Annotated in this window: 26 protein-coding genes; 11 read left to right on the top strand and 15 right to left on the bottom strand. The window is 34.5% G+C overall.

What is annotated here, in order from left to right; all coding sequences use genetic code 11:
* The first annotated feature begins 16 nt into the window (after positions 1–16).
* The 3 genes from NsoK4_RS02270 (at position 17) to NsoK4_RS02260 (ending at position 2,656) form a co-directional block, all read left to right on the top strand.
* Positions 17–397, top strand: a complete 381-nt coding sequence (locus NsoK4_RS02270; protein WP_211687769.1) for a hypothetical protein — start codon at positions 17–19, stop codon at positions 395–397.
* 244 nt (positions 398–641) lie between these two features.
* Positions 642–1,277, top strand: coding sequence for a plastocyanin/azurin family copper-binding protein (locus NsoK4_RS02265; protein WP_211687768.1), 636 nt, complete (start codon positions 642–644; stop codon positions 1,275–1,277).
* Positions 1,278–1,372: 95 nt separating this feature from the next.
* On the top strand, positions 1,373–2,656 hold the full coding sequence (locus NsoK4_RS02260; protein WP_211687767.1) for a plastocyanin/azurin family copper-binding protein: 1,284 nt from the start codon (positions 1,373–1,375) through the stop codon (positions 2,654–2,656).
* 20 nt (positions 2,657–2,676) lie between these two features.
* Here NsoK4_RS02260 and uvrC read toward each other — a convergent pair whose 3' ends face one another.
* From uvrC to NsoK4_RS02240, 4 genes are read right to left on the bottom strand one after another with little or no spacing between them, the layout of a single operon-like run.
* Complete coding sequence (gene uvrC / locus NsoK4_RS02255) at positions 2,677–4,209, bottom strand: excinuclease ABC subunit UvrC (RefSeq protein WP_249111111.1); 1,533 nt, start codon at positions 4,207–4,209, stop codon at positions 2,677–2,679.
* A gap of 50 nt (positions 4,210–4,259) precedes the next feature.
* Entirely contained in the window at positions 4,260–7,079 is a 2,820-nt protein-coding gene (gene uvrA, locus NsoK4_RS02250) for an excinuclease ABC subunit UvrA (protein ID WP_211687765.1), read from the bottom strand.
* Entirely contained in the window at positions 7,066–9,018 is a 1,953-nt protein-coding gene (gene uvrB / locus NsoK4_RS02245; RefSeq protein ID WP_211687764.1) for an excinuclease ABC subunit UvrB, read from the bottom strand. Before uvrB ends, uvrA begins: the two co-directional genes overlap by 14 nt.
* 51 nt (positions 9,019–9,069) lie before the next feature.
* Positions 9,070–9,702 (bottom strand): pyridoxamine 5'-phosphate oxidase family protein, encoded by a 633-nt coding sequence (locus tag NsoK4_RS02240; protein WP_211687763.1) that lies wholly within the window; start codon positions 9,700–9,702, stop codon positions 9,070–9,072.
* Positions 9,703–9,949: 247 nt separating this feature from the next.
* Here NsoK4_RS02240 and NsoK4_RS02235 point away from each other — a divergent pair, with 247 nt between their 5' ends.
* Positions 9,950–10,366 carry a hypothetical protein gene (locus tag NsoK4_RS02235; RefSeq protein ID WP_211687762.1) on the top strand — a complete coding sequence of 139 codons (417 nt, stop codon included), beginning with the start codon at positions 9,950–9,952 and terminating at the stop codon, positions 10,364–10,366.
* Positions 10,367–10,369: 3 nt separating this feature from the next.
* Here the strand turns inward: NsoK4_RS02235 and NsoK4_RS02230 are convergent, their stop codons facing one another.
* From NsoK4_RS02230 to NsoK4_RS02220, 3 genes are all read right to left on the bottom strand, one after another.
* A complete protein-coding gene (locus NsoK4_RS02230; protein WP_211687761.1) occupies positions 10,370–10,600 on the bottom strand; it encodes a hypothetical protein in 231 nt (76 codons plus the stop codon).
* Positions 10,601–10,648: 48 nt separating this feature from the next.
* On the bottom strand, positions 10,649–11,755 hold the full coding sequence (locus NsoK4_RS02225) for an LLM class flavin-dependent oxidoreductase (protein WP_211687760.1): 1,107 nt from the start codon (positions 11,753–11,755) through the stop codon (positions 10,649–10,651).
* Between the two features lie 95 nt (positions 11,756–11,850).
* Positions 11,851–12,795 carry an iron-containing alcohol dehydrogenase gene (locus tag NsoK4_RS02220; protein ID WP_211687759.1) on the bottom strand — a complete coding sequence of 315 codons (945 nt, stop codon included), beginning with the start codon at positions 12,793–12,795 and terminating at the stop codon, positions 11,851–11,853.
* 52 nt (positions 12,796–12,847) lie between these two features.
* Here NsoK4_RS02220 and NsoK4_RS02215 point away from each other — a divergent pair, with 52 nt between their 5' ends.
* A complete protein-coding gene (locus NsoK4_RS02215) occupies positions 12,848–14,125 on the top strand; it encodes a glycerate kinase (RefSeq protein WP_211687758.1) in 1,278 nt (425 codons plus the stop codon).
* 2 nt (positions 14,126–14,127) lie between these two features.
* Here the strand turns inward: NsoK4_RS02215 and NsoK4_RS10015 are convergent, their stop codons facing one another.
* Positions 14,128–14,919 (bottom strand): PEFG-CTERM sorting domain-containing protein, encoded by a 792-nt coding sequence (locus NsoK4_RS10015; protein WP_249111110.1) that lies wholly within the window; start codon positions 14,917–14,919, stop codon positions 14,128–14,130.
* Between the two features lie 361 nt (positions 14,920–15,280).
* On the opposite strand from NsoK4_RS10015, the gene NsoK4_RS02205 reads away from it, so the two are divergent.
* Both NsoK4_RS02205 and NsoK4_RS02200 read left to right on the top strand, forming a co-directional pair.
* Positions 15,281–15,631 carry an Lrp/AsnC ligand binding domain-containing protein gene (locus tag NsoK4_RS02205; RefSeq protein WP_371816011.1) on the top strand — a complete coding sequence of 117 codons (351 nt, stop codon included), beginning with the start codon at positions 15,281–15,283 and terminating at the stop codon, positions 15,629–15,631.
* The gene (locus tag NsoK4_RS02200; protein WP_211687757.1) at positions 15,632–15,877 is read left to right on the top strand and encodes a hypothetical protein; all 246 of its coding nucleotides are present in this window, start codon (positions 15,632–15,634) and stop codon (positions 15,875–15,877) included.
* On the opposite strand, the gene NsoK4_RS02195 is transcribed toward NsoK4_RS02200, so the two are convergent.
* Positions 15,860–16,822 carry an exonuclease gene (locus NsoK4_RS02195; RefSeq protein WP_211687756.1) on the bottom strand — a complete coding sequence of 321 codons (963 nt, stop codon included), beginning with the start codon at positions 16,820–16,822 and terminating at the stop codon, positions 15,860–15,862. The genes NsoK4_RS02200 and NsoK4_RS02195 overlap by 18 nt on opposite strands.
* Before the next feature lie 118 nt (positions 16,823–16,940).
* Between NsoK4_RS02195 and purN the strand changes: the two genes are divergently transcribed.
* Complete coding sequence (gene purN, locus NsoK4_RS02190) at positions 16,941–17,516, top strand: phosphoribosylglycinamide formyltransferase (RefSeq protein WP_249111109.1); 576 nt, start codon at positions 16,941–16,943, stop codon at positions 17,514–17,516.
* Here the strand turns inward: purN and NsoK4_RS02185 are convergent.
* Both NsoK4_RS02185 and NsoK4_RS02180 read right to left on the bottom strand, forming a co-directional pair.
* The gene (locus tag NsoK4_RS02185; protein ID WP_211687754.1) at positions 17,513–17,833 is read right to left on the bottom strand and encodes a cupin domain-containing protein; all 321 of its coding nucleotides are present in this window, start codon (positions 17,831–17,833) and stop codon (positions 17,513–17,515) included. The two genes, purN and NsoK4_RS02185, sit on opposite strands and share 4 nt — an antisense overlap.
* 1 nt (position 17,834) lies before the next feature.
* Entirely contained in the window at positions 17,835–18,119 is a 285-nt protein-coding gene (locus NsoK4_RS02180) for an antibiotic biosynthesis monooxygenase (protein WP_211687753.1), read from the bottom strand.
* A gap of 79 nt (positions 18,120–18,198) precedes the next feature.
* Between NsoK4_RS02180 and NsoK4_RS02175 the strand changes: the two genes are divergently transcribed.
* On the top strand, positions 18,199–19,062 hold the full coding sequence (locus NsoK4_RS02175; RefSeq protein WP_211687752.1) for a bifunctional 5,10-methylenetetrahydrofolate dehydrogenase/5,10-methenyltetrahydrofolate cyclohydrolase: 864 nt from the start codon (positions 18,199–18,201) through the stop codon (positions 19,060–19,062).
* A complete protein-coding gene (locus tag NsoK4_RS02170) occupies positions 19,052–19,621 on the top strand; it encodes a 5-formyltetrahydrofolate cyclo-ligase (RefSeq protein ID WP_211687751.1) in 570 nt (189 codons plus the stop codon). Before NsoK4_RS02175 ends, NsoK4_RS02170 begins: the two co-directional genes overlap by 11 nt.
* Here NsoK4_RS02170 and purD read toward each other — a convergent pair.
* Positions 19,607–20,869, bottom strand: a complete 1,263-nt coding sequence (purD, locus tag NsoK4_RS02165; RefSeq protein ID WP_211687750.1) for a phosphoribosylamine--glycine ligase — start codon at positions 20,867–20,869, stop codon at positions 19,607–19,609. The two genes, NsoK4_RS02170 and purD, sit on opposite strands and share 15 nt — an antisense overlap.
* A gap of 102 nt (positions 20,870–20,971) precedes the next feature.
* On the opposite strand from purD, the gene NsoK4_RS02160 reads away from it, so the two are divergent.
* The gene (locus NsoK4_RS02160; protein ID WP_211687749.1) at positions 20,972–21,220 is read left to right on the top strand and encodes a hypothetical protein; all 249 of its coding nucleotides are present in this window, start codon (positions 20,972–20,974) and stop codon (positions 21,218–21,220) included.
* A gap of 4 nt (positions 21,221–21,224) precedes the next feature.
* On the opposite strand, the gene NsoK4_RS02155 is transcribed toward NsoK4_RS02160, so the two are convergent.
* The 3 genes from NsoK4_RS02155 to NsoK4_RS02145 all read right to left on the bottom strand — a co-directional run bounded on the left by NsoK4_RS02155 (position 21,225) and on the right by NsoK4_RS02145 (position 23,445).
* A complete protein-coding gene (locus tag NsoK4_RS02155) occupies positions 21,225–21,338 on the bottom strand; it encodes a hypothetical protein (protein WP_249111206.1) in 114 nt (37 codons plus the stop codon).
* Positions 21,339–21,424: 86 nt separating this feature from the next.
* The gene (locus tag NsoK4_RS02150) at positions 21,425–22,342 is read right to left on the bottom strand and encodes a CoA-binding protein (RefSeq protein WP_211687747.1); all 918 of its coding nucleotides are present in this window, start codon (positions 22,340–22,342) and stop codon (positions 21,425–21,427) included.
* On the bottom strand, positions 22,339–23,445 hold the full coding sequence (locus tag NsoK4_RS02145; protein WP_211687746.1) for a succinate--CoA ligase subunit beta: 1,107 nt from the start codon (positions 23,443–23,445) through the stop codon (positions 22,339–22,341). The genes NsoK4_RS02150 and NsoK4_RS02145 overlap by 4 nt, the downstream gene beginning before the upstream one ends.
* Between the last annotated feature and the right edge of the window lie 31 nt (positions 23,446–23,476).

The following is a 23,476-nucleotide window of genomic DNA, read 5'->3' as shown; positions in this document are numbered from 1 at the left end:
CCTTTTTGGTTGACAATTGCAACATGTTTTCTACTCAAATGGAAACACAGAAAAAATTTCATGGGCAATTAAAACAAACAAATCGACAGTAAAACAGATCAGAACTCATGCAGACATTTATTATGATAAAGTCACTAATTTACAATCAAAATACATTGCATTACATGTTGGATTGTTTTGGGGAATTGGAACATTTATCATAAAAAATGAAGACAGCATCACAATAAAAATAGACAATAAAATAATGTATGAACATCTCAAATTAAATAAAAAAATCAATGATGAATTTATTGAAAAAAGAGCTCATTTTATCAAGCAATTGATTTTGCAAAGAAAATTACAAATAAATTTTGAGTTAATTTCAGACAAAGAAAACATTATTGAAAAGATTATTTAATGCAAAGGTGCTTAAGACCAAAACCGATCAAGTACTTGGTGACAGCTCCAATGCATTTAGTAAAATAACTAAATCATACAATCATAAAAGAAAGATTTGTTAAACATGATTGACAATACAAAAAATCATTTTATGCGATCAATGCAAAAATTTCTGGAAAATCAATTATGTTTTGAAATAATTTCAAAAAACATGCAATCTAAATTGCTTAGCTTTATTTATTCTCAAGAATATTTTAGAACAAATGGCAGGTATAGACAAAGCTGCAATTGGATGGTCAATTGCAATTGTAGCTGCAGGTGTTGCAATAGCATTTGCTGGCCAATCAGGTCAGGATTTAGGCATATCTATTGAAACACCAACAGCTCCAACAAAAGCAACATCATCTGCATCAATGGAAAGTTCGGAAAAAAAGAGTGATCCATTTGCAGATCTAGCAGCTAAAGTTAAAGAAAATCCTAAAGAAGTAATCGAAGAAGCCAAAGAAACAACTGAAATGGTAACTGAAAAAGTCGAAGAAGCAGTAGTAGAACTTGGTGAAACAGTCAAAGAAGAAACTGAAAAAAGAGCACCAGGCCCACAAACAGTTAGCGTTGAAATTCCAGCAGGGACATCAGTTCCAGGTTGTGAAGAAACCAACGAATGTTATATCCCAGCATCAATCACCATCTTTGCTGGAGACACTGTTGAATGGAACAATGCAGATACAGCAGCACATACAGTAACAGGCGGCAGTCCAGCTGACGGTCCATCTGGTGTATTTGATAGCAGCCTAGTCTTAGGCGGTGCATCTTATGCATTCACATTTGATGACGCAGGAAGTTACGATTACTTCTGTATGGTCCATCCATGGATGGTCGGTAACGTTCAAGTGAACTAAAACCACAATTTTCTTCTTTTTTCCAGTATGAATTTAAGCAAATGAGTAGTGCCACAGGTTAATTTATTTACCATATAGTAGGCCACGGATCAATTATGGCAGGTATAGACAAAGCTGCAATTGGATTTTCAATCGCAATTGTAGCTATCGGCGTAGGATTTGCATTCTATATGAGCGGAGTCCAAGACGCAGGTCTAAATTATTCACCTCCAGTAGCTTCGGAGACTCCAAAGCCAATGCAAACAGATCCGTTTGCAGATATTGTTGACAAAGTCAAAGAAGAAGCTCCTGCAAAGCCAATGAAGGCAGGTTGGGATAGATTAACATCAACAACAGATCCCGGTGTTGGTCATGAAGCACATCAACTTGCAATTATTTTGGCACCAAGTGACAAAGTATATTCAGGTACACTCAAGTATGATGCATCTGAACCAATTCAACTAGTCACATTACATGGTCCACTTGCAGATGGAGATGATAAAGGACAAGCAATTTGGACACCTGATGGTGAAACAAAGTTTGCATTAACATTTGTTGATCCAAAGAATGCAAAAGGCGAATGGAAGTTTGCCGGCAATGCATTAGCAGTACATACCAAGAAAACAACACCATTCATAGTTGATTACAAAGTAGATTTCAAAGAAAAACCAATGTCTAAAACCGTAATGACAGGTACAACACAGTCAGTACAAGATCCAGGCATGGGCCATGAATCACATCAACTTGCAGTGCTACTAGCACCATCAAGTAACATGTATTCAGGGATTCTTTCATACTCTGCTTCAGAACAGATTCAACTAGTTTCATTAAAAGGACCAATCAGTGCAGGTGAAAAACCAGCAATGACTTGGACACCAGATGGTGAAACAATCTTTGAATTAACATTTGTTGATCCAAAGAATGCAATGGGATCATGGGAATTTTCTGGTAATGCATTAGCAGTTCACACAATGAACCCAACTGAATTTACTGTAAGCTATTCTGTAAGCGCAACAGCAACTACAGTAAAAACTGTGGAACTAAAAGAGGAAATGAAGGTAGCAGAAAAAACTGCAACACCTGAAAAACCATCTGGTCCACAAACAGTTAGCGTTGAAATTCCAGCAGGGACATCAGTTCCAGGTTGTGAAGAAACCAACGAATGTTACATCCCAGCATCAATTACAATTAACGCTGGAGACACTGTTGAATGGAACAATGCAGATACAGCAGCACATACAGTAACAGGCGGCAGTCCAGCTGACGGTCCATCTGGTGTATTTGATAGCAGCCTAGTCTTAGGCGGTGCATCTTATGCATTCACATTTGATGACGCAGGAAGTTACGATTACTTCTGTATGGTCCATCCATGGATGGTCGGTAACGTTCAAGTGAACTAAAACCACAATTTTCTTCTTTTTTATTTAATTAGGTGTTTTCTGATGTTTCTATTGTATGCAACACCAAATCTATGAGTTTCATCTCGTGCGTGTTGTAAAATTTTCAGAGAAGGTTTTTCTCTCGAGATAACAATTGAATGTTTCTGATCAGGAACAAACACTTCTTCGTTTTCTTTTGCAAGAGACACACATGGAATTTTCAATCCAAGAGAATGTAATGAGTTAAGTGCAGATTTTAATTGGCCTTTTCCACCATCAATTAATATAAGATCAGGCATTTCTAATTCTTCTTCCAATAACTTATAGTACCTGCGTTTAATTATCTCACCAATCATTGCAAAATCATCTCTTCCAGAAACGGTTTTAATTTTGAACTTTCTGTATCCGGATTTATTTGGTTTCCCATCCACAAATCTTGCCATAGAGCCAACTGCAAAATCCTCCCCATGGTTTGAAATATCAAAACATTCAATGATGTTTGGAACTTGAGGAAGTTTTAAAATTTCTTTTAATTCAATTAAACCAGGATCTCCACCTTTTGTATGAATCAAATCAATATTTTTCAAAATTAAATCAATGATTTCTTTACGTTTTCCTCTTTTTGGACAAATAATTTCTACATCAAATCCAGTTTGTTCAGAAAATAAGGATTCTAGCAGTTCTTTGTTTTCAGGTAACTGATTTACAAGAATAAATTTTGGGATTTTATGTGTAGAGTAGTACTGGAAAAGAAAATTAGAAAAAGAATTATCCCCCACTAGATCAAAAAAGAATTTGTCACTGTCACGAATGACACCGTTAATCATTCGAAAGTTCATAACAGTTGCAGTTTGGTTTTGTTCTCCTATTCCAAAATATTCTTCGTCAGAATTTTTCACATATTCCATTTTTTGTTTTGTTTGAAGACTGTCTAGTCGAATCAGGGTATCACGAATATCTTTTGCACGCTCAAATTGTTGCAAATCTGCGGCTTGTTGCATCTCTTCTTCTAGTTTTTTTGTAAAAATTTTTGTTTGGTTTTTTCCTTTAAGAACATCCTCCAGTGATTTTACATGTTTTGAATATCTCTCTTGTGCATCTTTGAATTCACAAGGACCTTCACAATTACCTAAATGATATTCCAAACAAACTTTTTTTGGAAGAGTTTTACATATGCGAATCTGAAATGCTTTTCTTAATGCACCAATTGTTAATAGCTTAGAGCTACCTTGTGTAAATGGGCCAAAAATTTTGCCTTTACCCAAAAACTTTCCATCACGAGTTCTCCTTGCAACAAGTAAACGTGGATATTTTTCATCAGAAATTCGAAGGTATGTATATCGTTGTTGATCTTTTAGTTCAATATTAAATCGGGGTCTGTATTTTTTTATCATGTTTGATTCTAAAAGAAATGCTTCACTTTCATTATCAGTTAAAACAAATTCAATATCAGCAATATTTTCAACTAGTTTTTGAGTTTTGTAATTTTGATTTTTATTAAAATAAGATCTTACACGGTTTTTGAGATTTTTTGCCTTTCCAATGTAGATAATTTTCTTTTCGTCATCTTTCATCAGATAAATTCCAGGATGAGAAGGGATTTTGATTGAAGAGATATCAAAAGTCATTTTTTTAATAGTTTTTTCAGATATTTTCCAGTATAGCTGCCAGGAGATTTTGCAACAACTTCAGGGGTGCCAGTAGCTACGATGTTTCCACCTTCATCACCTCCTTCAGGACCCAAATCTATTAGCCAATCGGAATTTTTTATGACATCCATGTTATGTTCTATTACAACAACAGTATTACCTAGATTTACAAGTCTATTTAGCACATCTAGCAATTTTTGAACATCAGCAAAATGAAGGCCAGTTGTAGGCTCATCTAATATGTATAGTGTCTTTCCAGTACCACGTTTTGATAACTCTGAAGCAAGTTTAACTCGTTGAGCCTCACCACCAGAGAGAGTAGTAGATGATTGTCCGAGTTTAATATAACCCAAACCAACATCAAAAATTGTTTGCAGTTTTCTTTTGATTGATGGAATATTTTCAAAAAAGTGTAATGCCTCATAGACAGTCATGTCCAAAATATCTGAAATGTTTTTGCCCTTATACAAAACATTTAGTGTTTCAGAATTGTAACGCTTTCCTTTACATTCATCACACTTTACATAAACATCAGAAAGAAACTGCATTTCAATTTGTTTTACACCGTCACCATCACATGCAAAGCATCGTCCATCAGCTACGTTAAATGAAAACTGCCCTGGAGCATATCCTCTTTCTTTTGACAACTCGGTATTTGCATAAAGTTCTCTGATGGGAGTAAATGCACCAATATAGGTAGCAGGGTTTGATCGTGGAGTCCTACCTATTGGAGATTGATCAATTGCAATAACTTTATCAATATTTTCAAGGCCCAAAATTTTTTTGTGACTTCCAGGCTTTACATTTGATTTGTAAAAATGGCTTTCAAGTGCCTTTAACAAAATATCATTAATCAAAGTAGATTTTCCAGAACCAGACACACCTGTTACTGAAACAAATAGCCCCAATGGGATTTCAACATCAATTGATTTTAGATTATTTTCTGATGCACCTTTAATAGTCAAAGTACCTGAAGGGTTACGAGTTTTATTTTCTAATTTTATCAAAGAATTATTTTTTAGATAATCACCAGTGACAGACTTGTGTCCATTTAGAATTTTTTTGACTGGACCTTCAAAAACAACATTTCCGCCGTGGATACCGGCTCCAGGTCCTAGATCAATAATCCAATCAGAATTGCGTATGACTTCTTCATCATGCTCCACTACAATAACAGTATTTCCAAGATTTCGTAGTTTGTTTAGCGTTTTAATTAATCGTTCATTATCACGCTGATGAAGTCCAATTGTAGGCTCATCTAATACATACAAAACCCCGGTAAGATTTGAACCAATTTGAGTGGCTAAACGAATTCTTTGAGATTCACCACCAGAAAGCGTAGAGCTAAGACGATTTAGAGTCAGATAATTCAATCCGACATTCATTAAAAATTCTAGTCTTTCTTTAATTTCTTTTAGAACATCACGTGCGATGTATTGCTCATTTTCAGTTAGTTTTAGATTTGTAAAAAAATCATAACAATTGTCGATAGAAAGATCACAAACATCCATAATTCCCTTGTCATTAATTTTTACAGATAATGATTCAGGTTTTAGCTTTTTTCCATTACAAACATTACAGGGGGTGTCTCGCATGAATTGTTTTAACCATTCTCTTTTGGATTCTGAATCAGTTTCCATAAACACACGTTGAAGATTTTCTAACACGCCTTCAAATGCATCAGTGTACTGCCAAGAAGAATCACCAGATTTTGATCTATATCTAAAATCAATAAGATCGTCAGTTCCATGTAGAATTATTTTGAGATGTTTTGGTTTAATTTTTTCAATAGGAGTCATCAAGTCAAACCCAAACTTTTTACCCACCGCACGTAATGCTTGTCTTCTAAAAGAAGAGAACCTACCACTCCACGGAACTATTGCACCATCCAATATCGATTTAGTTTTATCAGGAATTACTAAATCGGGGTCAAACTCCATTTTAACGCCCAAGCCATTACATGCTTTGCACATACCAAACGGAGAATTGAAAGAGAAGGTTCGAGGCTCTAATTCACCAATAGTAAGACCACAGTAAGGACATGCATTGTTTTGAGAAAATATCTTTTCAGATTTATCTGAAGATATCATTACATCACCTTTTGATGCCTTGATGGCAGTTTGAATTGCCTCAAACAATCTAGAACGTTCAGATTTGTCAGTCTGAATTCGATCCACAACAATCTCAATATTATGCCATTTTTGTCTATCAAGTGGAGGAATATCATCATCTAGGCTCAAAATTTCGCCATTTAGACGTATTCTTGAATAGCCATCCTTGTTTATTTGCTCAAAAAGTTTCTCATACGTTCCTTTTTTTCGTTGAATTATAGGTGATAAAATTAGGATTTTTTGTCCATCAAAATCTTTGAGCACAGAATCACATATTGTTTCAACAGATTGACTAGAAATCTTTCTTCCACAATTTGTACAATAGGGAGTCCCTATTCTTGCAAAAAGCAATCTCATGTAATCATAAATTTCAGTAGTAGTTCCAACAGTAGAACGGGGGTTTTTACTTGTTGTTTTTTGTTGAATAGAAATGGCAGGAGATAATCCTTCAATAGAATCCACGTCAGGTTTGTCCATCATTTCAAGAAATTGTCTGGCATACGCAGAAAGCGATTCAACATATCGTCGTTGTCCTTCAGCATAAATGGTGTCAAATGCCAAAGTAGACTTGCCAGAGCCAGACAATCCACTTATCACAATAAGATTGTTTTTTGGAATGTCAACATCTAGGTTTTTTAGATTGTGATGGCGAGCACCACGAATTTTTAATTTACTTCCTGTCATCTTTTAGTTGAATCTCCTTTTCTAGTCTTTTTATCCTATCTCTGCATTCTATTGCACGTTCAAAGTCTAAATCTTCAGAATATTTTTTCATTTGAGCTTCTAATTCTATTATGTCAGATGTTAAATCATGTGTAGATTTTAATTTTGAATCATCTAATGTTGTAACCTGATCAGGAATTGATTTAATGATTGTTTGAGGGGTAATTCCATGTTCTTTATTATATTGTATTTGTTTTTTTCTACGTCTTTTTGTTTCATCCATTGCATGTTTCATGGATTTAGTTATGTGATCAGCATACATTATCACCGAACCATTAACATTTCTAGCGGCTCTACCAAATGTCTGAATGAGACTAGTAAAATTTCTCAAAAACCCTTCCTTATCAGCATCTAAAATTGCAACCAGAGAAACTTCTGGAATATCCAACCCCTCTCTAAGAAGATTTATGCCTACTAAAACGTCAAACTCGCCTAAGCGCAGTTGGCGAATTAATTCAGTTCTTTGTAATCCTTCGATTTCAGAGTGCATATAGCGTACACGTATCTGTTTTTTTGAGAGATATTCTGCAAGATCTTCTGCCATTCGCTTAGTTAGAGTGGTAACAAGTACTCGTTCGTTTTTTTCAGTTCGTTTTGTAATTTCTCCAATTAGATCATCCATCTGATTATTAGTAGGTCGAATTACGACAGCAGGATCTATCAATCCAGTGGGTCTGACTAATTGCTCAACGATTTGAAATGAAATTTTTTTCTCATACTCACCAGGGGTGGCAGAAACAAAGAGGGTGTTTTTGATATAATCTTCAAATTCTTCAAATTTTAGGGGCCTATTATCATATGCACTTGGTAACCTAAAACCATATGTCACAAGTTCTTTTTTTCTAGAATGATCACCTTTGTACATTCCATGTAATTGTGGGAGTGTAACATGAGATTCATCAATTACCAGTAAATAATCATCACCAAAAAAATCCATTAAACAAAATGCTTTTTCACCAGGTTTTCGTCCGTCAAAATGTCTTGAATAATTTTCAATACCTGAACAATATCCAAGTTCTTCAATCATTTCTAAATCAAATTTTGTTCTCATTTCCAATCTTTGTTTTTCTAATTCATTTAGTTCGAGCAACCTTGATTTCAGTTCTTCTTTAATTGATCGAATTGCTCTTTCTCTAACATCTTTTGCAATAAGATAATGTTTTGCAGGAAAGATTTTCATCTGAGTAACTTTACGTTTTTCTTTTAGAGACACGTGATCAAGTAAAGTGATTTTTTCAATTTCATCACCAAACATAGAAATTCTAACTATATCTTCAGAATATGCAGGTACAATGTCTATTGTATCTCCTTTTACTCTAAAGTTACCTGGTGCAATTTCAGTATTGTTTCTTTCATATCTTGCATCCACAAATTTTTTGATAAGTTCATTTCGTTTGATTTCATCTCCACTGTTTATAGTGATTGCAAGGTCCTCCCAATCCTGAGGATTTCCAAGTGAATAGATGCATGAAACTGTGGAAACAATAATGGTAGGCTCACCGGATAAGAGCATGGCAGTTGCCTCTAATCTCAATTTTTCAATTTTTTCATTGATTTGAGTGTCTTTTTCAATGTAAGTGTCAGTCTGTGGAAGATAGCTTTCAGGTTGATAATAGTCATAGTATGAAACAAAATATCCAACGTTATTTTTTGGAAAAAACTGTTTTAGTTCTGAATAAAGTTGAGCAGCTAAAGTTTTGTTATGAGAAATAACTAAAGTGTTTTTTCCGGTTCTTGCAATTACATTTGCTACAGAAAATGTCTTTCCACTTCCAGTTACGCCCAAAAGTGTTTGAACCTTGGATTTTTTTACACCATCAACAAGTTTGTCAATAGCCTGAGGCTGATCACCTGTAGGGCAAAATTCAGATTCTAGTTCAAATTTGTGTATTTGCTGCAACAGTTACGATCCTCTAAAACAGAATTTAAAGCAATGGTGATTAGATTCAAATCACCATATTGGATCTTCAACCATTTTAAGACCATCATCAGTAATTTCAAAACCCATTATTCTCAGAGTTTCTTTTGCAGTAGGGGAATTTCTTTTTAGAATTTTTTGAGCCAGATCCACTCTATCAGGTAGGTTCAGGTGTTGACCAATTTTGTATTTTCCATGAAGTGTTTCAGGAATTACTTTGATTACAGCGACTCCATCTAGTACACGCATATTAGATTGAATTGGATCATACATTCCTTCTGGTTGATATTTTTTCATCAATCCATTTAGTGCCAACGTTTTTTCTTCTCTATCAACAACAAGCGATGCTTTTCCTTTTATTACGATACTTATGTAAAGAGTATCTGCCAAAGATGCATTTTTAGGATCTTCAAAATATGAGGGTAGGAATTCTAGTTCCCTATCAGATTCAAATCCAACTTTGTTATTTCTTTTGATATTATCTAATTTTTCACCCCTAACATGAGAATGCATGTATACAGCATCATTAAGAAATACAAAATTCATTGGAATTATCTGAGGATAACCATTCTCATCAATGCTACAAATTCTTCCAACATGTTCTTCATTTAGAAAGTCTTTTACTTTTTGATATGATTTTATCTGGAGAATCCCCACTAACTGCACAGAGTTTGTTTAGCACTTAATATTATAAATCATCAATTCCATAGTCAATCTTCTTCAAGTTCTTTTGCAAATTCTTTGATTTCTAAAATTCTACACTCTAGATGGTTGCATTCAGTTTTTTGTTCTGAATTCATGCATTTGTTTGTTAAAACTAATCAAAAAAGCACAAGATGGAAAAACTTGACTTTTTTCTTCATAATATTCAATAAAAAAAATTCCTAAAATAAGGGCAAAAAAAAGAAGAGGTATGAGTTTTGATGAAGAAAAAGAAGACGCCATAAGAAAAGTTCTAGAGGTTTTAGAAGAATGGGGATCTCAGTCAAAATTTATCTGGTTTAGAGAACTTCACAGGATTACTGATATCGATAAAGGATTACTAAGAAACATCTTAAATGAACTAAAAAAATCAAAAGAAGTATCTGAAACAAAAGGTGACAACAAGAGGATATTCTTTTGCTTAAAGAAATACTATATCAAATGCAGAGACATAGAATTTCGTTTCAAGGGTAAAGCAATCATGTTAAAAGATGGCAGTAAAGTCAAAGTAGTACAAGGCATAACAAAATCATCAGAAAGAACAAGAAAACGATTAGAAAAACAGAGGACAAAAAGACAAGTAAAATTATTTACAAGGGCACAAAGTAAAAGACGCCATAAAAAATAACAATCAGATAGAATCTTCGGCTTGTCTTCGCATTAAATTTGATTCAGCACGCTTTATTTTTGCAGATTCAGCAACATCTTCAGTCATATCGTATAAGTGATGAAGTTCCAGATCAGGAGTAAGTTCATCTTCTTTTTGATCATCTAAATCCTGTTCAAGATTTGATAGAAAATCCACATTCTCATCAAGTATCCTCATACATTTTTTGACAGTTTCAGGAAGATCATCATCCATAATAATATCACAAACAGGTATCGTAAATTATTTTCTGCAAGAAAGAGATTATTTCTTTGGATTTCCTTTAAGATGAGGCATTACATGACTAGCAAATTTATCAATTGAACCAAAGTAGTTTTTTCCCCAAAATCTAATTACAAAGTGATTAACACCAGCTTTGATAAATCGTTCAAATGTAGGAATCATATCGTCAGGAGTTCCAATTGCAGTTGATGAACGTGCAATTGCATCAGGTATTTTTGTTGCAGCTTCTCTCATTTTCACAATCCAATCTTGGTTAGACATGGAATATTCTGTAAAGTATTTTACAAAATCAAAGCCTTCAATTTCTTTTAATCCGTGAACTCTTAGAACTTCAGGCTTGAATAGACTTACTTTTACGGCCTCCTTCATCTTTGCCCATGATTCTTCTGCATCTTCTGAAAAGTATACATCAATATCCAATGCCATTTGGAAATTATCTTTTTCTTCCTGTGTTCTGTTGTGTTTTTCCATAGATGATTCTATTTGCTTTTTATGATCCTCAAATAGTTCAGGTGTGTAACCGATTGGTAGCCATCCTTCTCCTAACTTTCCAGTTAACTCCAATGTTCTTTTTCCACCAGCTGCCATGTATGTAGGTGGATGTGGTTTTCTAATGGGAGGTGCTTGCAAACATGCACCTTCTAATTTGTAATACTTGCCATCGTAATCGACAGTGTTATCAGGGGTTGAGCCATACAATGTTTTGATAACTTGAATTTGTTCTTCCCATTTTGAAACTGGTTTTTCAAAAGGAATACAAAATTCTTTTAGATTTTGTGCTTCACCTGCACCAATACCCAAAATTGCTCGACCTTTAGAAACTCTGTCAAGTGTAATTGAAGCAAGAGCAATGTTTGATGGGTGTCGCCTAATAGCATCAGTAACACATGTTCCTAATTCAACATTATTTGTAACAGCAGCAATTGCAGATAGCATTACCCAAGGATCAAGCACAATGGCATTTTTCCATTGAGGTACGTTTGTGTGATCCATATAGAAAATAGAGTCATACCCTGTCTTATCAGCAAGCATACAGGCAGTAAGGATTTGGTCTTCAGAGTAACCTGCTCTAGCTACATTTAATCCGTTCTGAATACCAAATTTGAGTTTATTTTGAGTCATGTACATTAACGAGAAATTGTTACAATAAAAAGTTTAGTTCAAGCTGCCAATTTCGCAGATTTTCAAGAAAATAGAAAAAATGTAAAAAATAAATGGATTTTTTACAAATTACCTGCTTTGATGTCTTCTAGACATTTTACGACATCTTCTTTGGTGATTGGGATTGGATTTGGATCCAAATGACCTTTGTCAGTCATAACAACATCTGCTGCTTCAGACACATCTGCCTTGAGTTCAAGCTTATCAAATCCTAATTTTTCCATGCATTCTTTGAATCTATCATAGAAGATGGATTTGTTATGCTTATGTGCAACTGTAGTACAAGAAGATAACGAGTATCCGTGGGGTACTCCCTCATTTGAGAACACATATGATAATGCATGTCCCAATGTCGTGGAACAATTTCCAAATCCCATACCAGATAACATGGAACCATAAGGATAGTTTTCTGGTTTGTCATTCATAATTGCATCATAAAGGATTTCAAATGCTTGTTTGCACAGTGTTCGTGTCAAGTCATTACCTAATTTGCTGTCATAGCCTTCAGTAGCTTGAGCACATGCATCACAAACAGAATTTTTAATGACTTGTTCTGGAGTTCCATCCATAAAGTATGCATCAACAACAGCCATGTCAGCTAAAAATCTGTCTTCTCTTAGCAGTTTTTTCTTTCCATCAAATTTTAAGACACAATAAGTTGTCATTTCAGCTCCAGTTCCAAAGGTTGTTGGAATTAAGATTTTTTCTTTTTTCATCTCTGGTGCAGCATATTTTACTACATCCATAGAACTTCCACCTCCAAGTCCAATCAAGACAGAAGGATCCTTGTCTTTGAATTGTGAAATCACAGCATTGACATCATCAATTGATGGTTCAGGTTTTACTTGATCATACAGCATGTAATCCTTAATCCCCATTTTTGCAATCCATTTGTCAGAAAGTTCGGGAGGAACTGTTGTGACAATCAGGGCATTTTTAGGATACTCTGTTTCACCAAGTGCATTTTCTCCAAAATTGATAACTTTTGGAATGCGTACTGTGTGCATAAATGAAACGTATCATTGATTATTATTATATCTTGCATTAGTAAATCAAGACATGTTTATTCAGAATTTTGACGAAATTGCAACTAATGACAAAAAAAAGGAATGTTTAGAGATTTTAGAATCAGGATTAAAGGCTGCAGATCCAGAAAACATAATCCCAAAATTTGTAACACAAGATGAAATTAAAATAGGTGAAGAAAATTTATCGTTAAAGGAATTTTCAGACATCTATACGGTGGCTTTTGGAAAAGCAGGCGACACAATGACAAAAGCAATTAACAAAATAATTTCCATAAAAAGTGGGATTATTGTCATTCCCAAAGGCTCAAAATCAAAGATCAAGAGTAAAAAATTTCAGATTTTTAACTCAGGACACCCCAAACCAGATCAAAACAGTGTAAAGGCTGCAAAAGAAGTTTTGAAATTTGTAAAAAATAGAAAATCAAAAGAACTAGTAATTTTTCTAGTTTCAGGGGGAGGTTCAGCACTGCTTGCAATCCCAGACAACATAACACTAGAAGATAAAATCCACGTTACAGATTTGCTGTTAAAATCTGGGGCGACAATTCAAGAGTTTAATTGTATTAGAAAACACCTATCAAAAATAAAAGGTGGGAGGCTAGTTGAAAACCTAAAAGGCAAAGGAATCGGACTTGTAATGTCTGATGTGGAAGAAGATGACTTGTCGGCTATTGCATCAGGTACAACATACATGGACAACACAACATTTGAAGATGCACAGAAAATTATTGAAAAATACAATTTGAAAAGAAAGATTCCAATTGAAGTATTAAATAGAATCAACCAGGGGAGTAACGGAGAGATAAAAGAAACTCCAAAAATTGCAAAAATTCCAAATTACATAATTGCAAACAACATGAATTGTCTTAAAGCAATGGAAAAGAGGGCAGAACAGTTAGGGTACAAGCCAAAAACAATTCAAGTTTTTGGAAACATAAAAGAGGCTGTAAAAAAAATCATCAAAGAAATTCCGGATAAGAAAAAGGGTTGCCTGATTTTTGGAGGGGAGACTACAGTAGAAGTACTTGGAAAAGGAACAGGAGGAAGAAATCACGAGATAGTTTTAAGAATTTTAAAAAATACTCAAAATGAAAAAAAGATGACTATCGCATCTATCGGAACAGACGGGATTGATGGTAACACAATTTTTGCAGGAGCGATAACTGAAAATTTTAAAATTGAAGATAATGCAATAAAGGAGTTTTTGAAAAACAGTGATTCAGGAAGATTCTTTCAAAAAAAGAAAAGCAATATCAAAACAGGGTTTACACATTCTAATTTAATGGATATTGGAATAATTCTCAAATAAAATTAAAGTCGTGGAGTAAGAGAAAGTCTAGATTTTGCAGAAAATACAATTAAAGATATTATAGACATTGCCAAAATCATAATTGCTATAGTTCCAAATTCAGGCACAACAACACCATTTGCAATTTCAACTTTTACAGTATCAGTAAGTTCAGAATAGTCACCCTGATATGCAGTTACAGTATACATTCCATCTTCGTTCCATAATGGACCACCAGTTTTGATTGTAGATGAAAATGCACCATCAGATGAAGGCGATACTTGTGCAACTGTAATCAAGTTTCCATTAGGAGATGTAACTTTAAGTGTGACATCTCTGTCAGTCCAAATTGTTTTTCCAGTGATTTTGATGTCAGTATCACCTTGTACTGCATTTGCTAAAATGTACATATCAGAATTGAGTTTTTCTTGAGTTAATTGAGACAGCGATTTAGTCTCTTGCATTACACCTTCAGAGGCAACACCGTTACCAACTACAGTAAATTGGAATTGATTTGTAATAGAAATTTGAGGGTGACTTGCAGTTATTGTATATGTACCAATTTTAAAACCATGAATTGGCGGATGAATTAATCGTTTGAAATTTCCATCATCATCAAAAGTCAATTCGTAAGAGTATACAATTTCGCCATCAGGAGCAACTACTGAAAGATTCACTTCGGAATAAGGAGTAACATCAGAGACTTTGCCATACACTAGAAAACTATCAGATACTCCAATTTGTTTTTGATTAGAATGCAATTCAAAGGAAGGCTCAGCAAATACAAGAATTGGTGATAACGAGACTAACAACAAAATAAATAATGACGTTTTTAGCACATTTAATCTTTTTTTGGTGGATATTTGAAGTATGCGGTATAACTTGTACGTAATTCTCATAAATAGGCATTATCTGAATTTTTGACTCAACAAGAGGCAATAAGAGGTTTGAGTTTCTGGTATCAATGTTCTAAGTCTAGCAATTACTACTGCTAGTTAAGCACCAGGGATTCATCGAATTTCGCACATAGGCAGTTCAGAAAAGGTCATACTTAAACACGGACTGAAAGCATATCAAAAAATCTGGAAGATTTATCAAAATTCATAAAAATTTAGTCTCAAAATTAAACAAATTCAAAGTAAAAAACAAGGGGGTTTGAAATAAGATAATCGCGTATTGGAAATATGTCAAAAAGATATCATAGTAAATGTGATGATCCATCGTGTAGATGTGGATGTAATGAGGGATCAAAATATAGAAGAGGAAGTGTCAGAGGTTGACATGGAAATTGCATACATCCTGATTCAGTGTGACCTTGGTTCAGAAGAGAGCATAATCAAAGAGATTATGAGTATTCCAGAAACCAAAGAAGTCAGAGGAACTTATGGAATTTATGATGTTTTCTGTAAAGTAGAATCAGACTCAAAGGAGTCATTAGATGACGTCATCACAAATAAAATCAGAAAAATTCCAAAAATTTGTTCAACTATTACCTTACACTATATCCCTTCACAGGGTGGAAAATAGTTGTTAGAAAAACAGTTCAATCCAGATTTACTTTACAATAGAATAGTTCACTACTATATAGACAAAAAGGGATATTCTAAAGAAAAAGCAAATTCAATTGCACAAGCAGTTGTAAAACGTGAGGCAGAACGAAGAATTTGTAAAAATGAAAAGTGTAAACATTTTTCACACGATCATATTAGAAATTCAGAAACTTGTCTTGTAGCAGATTGTGAATGTGGAAAGTTCCTAAGTAAAGTCATCTAGAGAGTCTTCACGTAAAGGTTGAGCAGCAATTCCAATCTTTCTCAAGTGAGTAGAAAATTCTTCGACAAAACCATGGATAGTATAAACTTGCTCAGCACCAGATTGTATAACCAGTTCAATTAATTCATTAAAATCACAATGATCACTCATAGGAATAGAATAATCAGTTCTTCGACCAAAAGGAAATCTACTTGATTGTGCCCATCCACTAAATCCAATTGTTACTGCACCATATTTTGATTTCATCTCTTTTAGAAAGCTGTTCTTAGAGGACATCATTGGTGCAATCATCACCCAGGGTTTCTTATCAAGTAAACCATTTTTTTGAGCCTCGGAATGTCCCATTCCATCATTTAGAGGAACTCCAAATTTTTGATGTAGTGAATTCATTTGTTTTACAGAATCATGAAAATAAAGAGGACCCCAATGCCCAAACAGTTGAGTAATTGTTTGTGCTTTTCCTAATTGATATCCCATTAAAATAACAGGAATGCCTTTTCCATAAAGTTCTGAGATTAACTCATTAACTTGTTTTTGGATAACGTCAATTTTTGGAAAAGCAAATTCGGGTAATCCAAAAGTACATTCAGTTATCAATGTTTTACATTTGGGGATTTTTGCACCTTTTAAAAATCCCCTATCACGGGTACAAATATCACCAGTGTAGAAAATATCGTCAAAAAGCAACCCACGTGCTCCCAGAATATGACCACTGTCATGTAGAGAAAAATCATCAATATTTTGAGTGTAATTTTGCATTTTAAAACCCCGGAGATTTGCGATTTCATTTGTCTCAACAGATGCAAGAATTGTTCCACCATTTTTTGATGGAAGATGATCAGAATGAGCATGAGAAACAAAATTTATTGCAGACACATCAGCATTTTTTGGATCTAAAAGAACTCGTGTACCATTGACCTCACACAAGATGCCATTTTTTGTCATTCTGACTTTCCTAGGCAATAAAGGACATGAAATCGAGATTTGATATAAATTGCAGGTTTGATCTACTATTGACTAGTTGCTAAATCTAGGAATTTTAATTTCGGGTCGCGGGAGCAACATGGAATCTATTCTAAAATCAATCAAGAGAGGGAAAATTCCAGTAAATCCAGCAATTGTTATTTCAAATAGACAAGACGCCAAAGGAATCAAAATTGCACAAAAGCTCGGGGTTAAAACCGAAGTTATTGAAAGTAAAGGATTCAAAGGGAATAGATGGGATTATGATAAAAAAATCGTTTCAGTTCTTTCTAAAAACGGCGTAACTCCAGAAAAAGGGCTTGTATGTCTTGCAGGATTTATGAGAATTATTAGTCCGGAGTTTGTAAAAAAATACAAAAACAAAATCATCAATATTCATCCCGCATTATTGCCATCATTTCCAGGATTAGATGCGCAAAAACAAGCATTTGAGTATGGAGCAAAATTTTCTGGATGTACGGTGCATTTTGTTGATTCAGGAGTCGATACAGGCCCGATTATTTTACAAAAAATAGTTCAAGTCAAAAATGATGACACTGCAGAGACTTTGGCAAAAAGAATTTTATCAAAAGAACACAAGGCATATCCAGAAGCTGTAAAATTATTTGCAGAAAAGAGAATCAAAATTTCAGGCAGAAGAACAATAATTTCCTAAGAATCAGGACCTCCAAAAAAATACAAAACTTTCAATTCTTTTGTATTACTGTGAAAACAATGTTCTATGTCTTTTGCAACAAAAAATAATTTATCTTTTGAAACTCTGTAATCTTTATCTTTAATTTTTAAAAAACCATCACCAGATAGGATATAATAAACTTCATCACTTTCATGAGGGGTTTGAGTATCTTCTTCTCCGGGTTGCAAAACCAATATGCCAACTGCCAAACTTTTTCGATTGATAAAAGTGTAAAAATAAGAATTGCTGTTTTTGATTTTTTCCACATAAGAAGTTAAATCAAAATCCAGTTTCAATTCATTCAGCAGCTACATCATATGTTTTTCTTTGAGGAGGTTCACTCATAAACGAATGCCCTTGAGGATGAAGTTTTTCATGTTCAGGACTATTATGCATTTTAACGAAAGTATCTTTGCTTTCATGTTCTACAACAATCCTATAACTACCATCTACTGCCTTTAGTAATTTTCTAGATTTGAATCCAGGAAATTTTGAGAGAACTTGGTTTGATTCAGAAAACCATTTTTTAAAGTCTTCTTCAGCTCCTTCCTTGAGTTTAATGTCCGCAATCATTACAAACATGAATAGAATTGAAGGCTTGCGGTTAAATTTCTTTTCAAGATTTTCCAAGAATTAAATATCTACATGCCAGATGTTTGTCATGGTAGGTACCAAGATAGATGGGAAGATAATTGCCCAATCAGTAAAAGACAGAGTAAAAGGAGCTGTAGAGCAATTAAAATCTCAAGGAATTACACCATGTCTTGCAACAGTGTTAGTTGGAGATAATCCAGCTTCTGCAAGTTATGTAAAATTCAAACACAGGGATTGTGAAGAAGTAGGAATAACAACAAAAGACAAGAGGTTACCACAAACAACCACCCAAAAAGAGATTGATGAATTAATTGACAATTTAAATGCAGACCCAAAAGTACACGGCATTTTGATTCAATTGCCATTGCCAAAACAATTAGATGAATTTGCAACAATTACAAGAATATTGCCAATCAAAGATGTGGACGGTTTAACACCACACAACTCAGGTTTGCTTGCAATGCAAAAGGCAGCACTTGTTGCATGTACTCCATCAGGAGTAATGGAGATGTTAGATTTTCACGGAATTGGAGTTGAGGGAAAGACAGTCATCATAATTAACAGAAGTAATTTGGTAGGAAAACCTCTGTATCACCTGATGCTTGCAAGAAATGCCACTGTAATCACATGCCACTCTAGAACAAAAAATATCAAAGAAATGTGTCAGATAGGAGATATCATAGTTTCAGCAGTAGGGAACAGAGAAAGATTCGAATTAACGCCAGACATGATAAAAGAAGGTGCAGTTGTGATTGATGTTGCAACCAGTCAAGTGGATGGAAAGCTTGTAGGGGATACAGATTACGATAAGATCATTCAAAAAGCATCATTTGCAAGTCCTGTACCAGGTGGAGTAGGTCCAATGACAAGAGCCATGCTGTTGAAAAACACAATAACTGCTTGCTCCTTAGCTAGTCAGATTGGAAGATAATCATGGGAAAAAATCACTTAGAAATCTTCTCTTAGAGAAAAGAGATAACACATCATTTGATTTGATGAAAATTGCAAGTAGCCAAATTCAGAAGAAATTAAAAAAAATTGCATCATTTAGAAATGCACAAAAAATAGGATGTTATTATCCAATAGGCAGTGAGATTTTAACTCAAGATATCATGCAAGAAGCGTTAAGTAAAGGAAAACAAGTATTTTTGCCAAAAGTTATCAAGGATGAAATGGAGTTTAGACAGATTACTAACTTTTCAAGCCTAGAGACAGGAAGATTTGACATAATGGAGCCACGGGAAGATTGTCCAGTAAACAACAGCCTTGACATCATAATTGTTCCAACAGTAGGGGTTTCACCAATAGGGGTGAGAATAGGATACGGTCACGGGTATTATGACAAGTTTCTATCAAAAAATAAAATAGAAACCATTTCAATAACTCTAGAAAAACAAATCGTAAAGAACATCCCAAAATCAAAACATGATGTTTTAGTTGATTGGATAGTTACTGAAGATAGAGTTATTCAAACATCAAAGATAAGATAAACCCTTTTGCCCAATATCAGTTCTGCAGTATTTGTGTGGCCAAGAGATTTTTTCAGTTGCAGAATATGCATTAGTTATTGCATCTTGCAGAGAATCACCCAATGCGGTAACTCCCAGAACCCTACCACCGTTTGAGAGAATTTTACCGTCCTGATTTTTTGTACCGGCATGAAAAACAATTGCATCCCCAGAAATATTTTCAAATCCAGTAATTTCTTCATTTTTTGGGTATGATTCAGGATAACCTTCAGATGCAAGAACAATACAGACTGCAGATTGGTTCTTCCAAGAAGGTTCAGGTAATGATGAAAGATTTCCATCTACACTTGCTTGAAAATAATCATACAAGTCAAAGTCCATCCGCATAGTAATTGGTTGGCACTCAGGATCCCCCATTCTAACATTATACTCTAAAACATAAGGTCGATTATCTTTAATCATTATTCCAGCATAGAGAAACCCTTTAAATGAAATTCCCTCTTTGTTCATAGAATCAATGGTTTTGTTGATAATTTTTTCATGGATTTTTTTTGCAAGAGAGTCATCAACTATTGGCGTTGGAGAATATGCACCCATACCTCCAGTGTTTGGACCCTTGTCATTGTCAAAAATTCTCTTATGATCCTGACTAGATGCCATAGGGATTGCAATGTTTCCATCAGAAAGTGCAATATATGATGCCTCTATGCCATCGATGCGTTCTTCAACAATTATCCTGTTTCCTGCATCACCAAATGTTTTTTTTATCAAAATTGTGTTAATTGCAGAAATTGCCTCGTCTGAGCTATTGCAAACTATAACTCCTTTTCCAGCAGCAAGGCCATCTGCTTTCACTACTACATTGTAATCAAGAGATTTTACATAATCTTCTGCTTTTTTTGCATCATCAAAAATTTCAAATCTTGCAGTAGGAATCTCATTTCTTTTCATGAAATTTTTTGCCCAAATTTTGCTAGATTCTAATTGTGCTGCATTTTTCGATGGGCCAAAAATTTTCAAGCCAAGTTGATTGAATTTATCCACTATGCCTGCTGCAAGAGGAGCTTCTGGTCCAACTACGGTGAAACAATTATTTTTTTGGGCAAAATCAGCAAGAGCATCTAAATCATCAACATCAATTGGAATGTTATTTTTAGTTCCACCATTGCCAGGAGCGGTAAAGACTTTGTCAACCTTTGGGCTTTGAGATAGTTTCCAAGATAATGCATGTTCTCGTCCACCAGAACCCACGACAAGAATGTTAACCAATAAGAAAACCAGTTTTTTCAAATATATAATCCAAAGTATTGTATGTTTCAAAATATATCATCATAACCCTCTCCTTTTACACTCTTTAGGAAAAAATCAAACATGTCATTACAAGAATTTGATGCAGTTATTGATAGAATGCAATTGGCTTTTGAATACGCATTAAACTTGGGACAGTCAATTGAAGCGGCAAAAGTTCTTTATCAAATGAATGAACAATTACCAGAAGACATGCAATTAGATTTAGAAGAATTAGAAAATGAAAGTGCTGTAAAGCAATTCATCTCAGAATTCAAACCCTTGATAAAATCAGCAATAGCAGAATACAGACATAGATTGATGAATTATTAGAATGCTATTTCTTAGCGCCCAGATTTCTGTTCTTTAATCTCAAGTAGGGATTTCTACATTTTCTGCATCTTGTTGCATCAATGTCATTTCTGCACCCACAATTAAAGCAAATTCTCATAACAAGCCTAGCATGTTGAGCAATTCGTTTTTTTTCTGGGTCTGTGATTGGCATTTGACTAACTTCCTAAATCTCTCTCTTTTATTCTAATCGGATTTTTCCATTTTTCCTGCTAGTAGTACAGGTACCTCAGCAGGTCTTTTTGCAACAGGAATGTTGGCCTTGTTGAACATGGATACTTTGGATTCAGCAGAACCATAAGTTCCCATCACAATTGCACCTGCATGCCCCATTCTTTTTTCCTTAGGTGCTGCCCTTCCAGCAATATATGCAACAGTAGGTTTGTTAAATCCACTATCAATAATTCTCTGAGCTAATATTTCTTCAGAATCACCACCAATTTCTCCAACAACAACCATTCCTTCTAAATCAGGAATGTCTTTCACCATATCAAATGCATCAATCATTCTTGTTCCATTAATCGGATCACCACCAATTCCTATGGTAATTGATTGTCCAAATCCAGCATTCGTCAATGCATCAGAAATCTCATAAAGTAATGTACCGCTTTTTGACAATACAGCAATTTTTCCGGCTTTAAATGGTGTTGGGGGCATAATTCCAATTTTTATTAGTTCAGGAATCATGATTCCAGGAGTGTTTGGACCAATAATCACTGCACCTTTTTCATTTGCTAAATTCAAAACCTCCATAGTATCTCTTACAGGAACATGTTCAGGAATTGCAACAAGGAGTTTAATGCCTGCCTCTAATGCTTCTTTTGCTGCACCCAAGAAGAATTTTGCTGGAACAAAAATAATCGAGATTTTTGCACCTGTTGCATCAACTGCTTCTTGCATTGTATTGTAAATTGGAACCTTGTCTTCAAACTTCTGACCACCCTTTCCAGGAGTAACTCCAGCTACAACATTGGTTCCATATGAAATCATGTTTCTTGCATGAAGTGAACCATATGCGCCAGTAATTCCCTGAACAACAACACCTTTCTTTTCATAATCAGATTCGCCAGGTTTTCCCTTTAAAATATCAAAAATATCTATCATTTCTTTACCCCCAACACTGCAGCATTAATTGCCTCTTCAACTGAATCAAAAATCTTTGTTCTTGAACCTTGAAGCATTTCTTTTGCTTTGTCTGATTCTGTTCCTTTTAGTCTTGAAAATACAGGAAGATCAATTAAATTGTCTTCATATGCTTTTAGAAACGCTTCTGCAACCACTGTTGTTTTTACAATTCCTCCATAGAGGTTTACCAAAATTCCTTTTACTCTATTCATTTTGCTGATCAATGTCAATGCCTCATAAACTGATTCTGTTGTAGCACCGCCACCAACATCAAGAAAACATGCAGGCTTTCCACCATTGTCAGATAACATATCAAGTGTTGACATTACAAGTCCCGCACCATTTCCAACCACTGCAATATCACCATCTAATTCAACTAAAGAGAATCCACTTTTTTCTGCTCTTTCTTCAATCTCTGTTTTTTCTTGATATTTTTCTAGCTCAGGATGTCTAAAGTTACTATTATCATCAGTAACAAATTTTCCATCAAGTGCCATAATGGAATCATCTTGCATAATTGCAAGTGGATTGATTTCAGCTAATTCGGCTTCTTTTTCAATTGTAAGTTTTGATAATTTTTTTAAGGTATCAACAAATCCATCTGCAGTTTTACCTTCCAGTCCCATTTCTTTTGCAACTTCTTGGGCAATCTCATCAGATACGTCACCTAAACCAACCTCTTTGATGATTTGGTTTTTTACTGACTCTATTTCCACTCCACCTTCAGCAGATGCGATAATTGTGTAGCATCTTTTGGAACGATTCAAAAATAAGGAAAGATACAGTTCTTTTTTGATATCGGCCATTTTCTCAAGAAGAATGGCCCTTGCCTTTTCACCTTTGATTGTTAACCCCAAAACTTGAGGGAATTTTAACTCAAATTCATCATCATTTTGACATTTCTGGATTCCTCCTGCTTTTCCTCGTCCTCCCACAGGAACCTGAATTTTTATCACAAATGGATACCCTAATTCTTTTGCACGTTCACGTCCTTCTTCAATAGTAGTACAAGATTTGCTAGGAAGAAGATTAATACCATATTCTCTAAACAATTCTTTTGCCTGAAATTCTAATAATCGCATGCAAAAATCATGAAAATTACGGTCTTTATTA

The organism is Nitrosopumilus sp. K4, from assembly GCF_018128925.1.
Lineage (GTDB): Archaea > Thermoproteota > Nitrososphaeria > Nitrososphaerales > Nitrosopumilaceae > HKST03.
The sequence above is the reverse complement of the archived record's forward strand: the minus strand, read 5'-3'. Positions and strand labels throughout refer to the sequence as shown.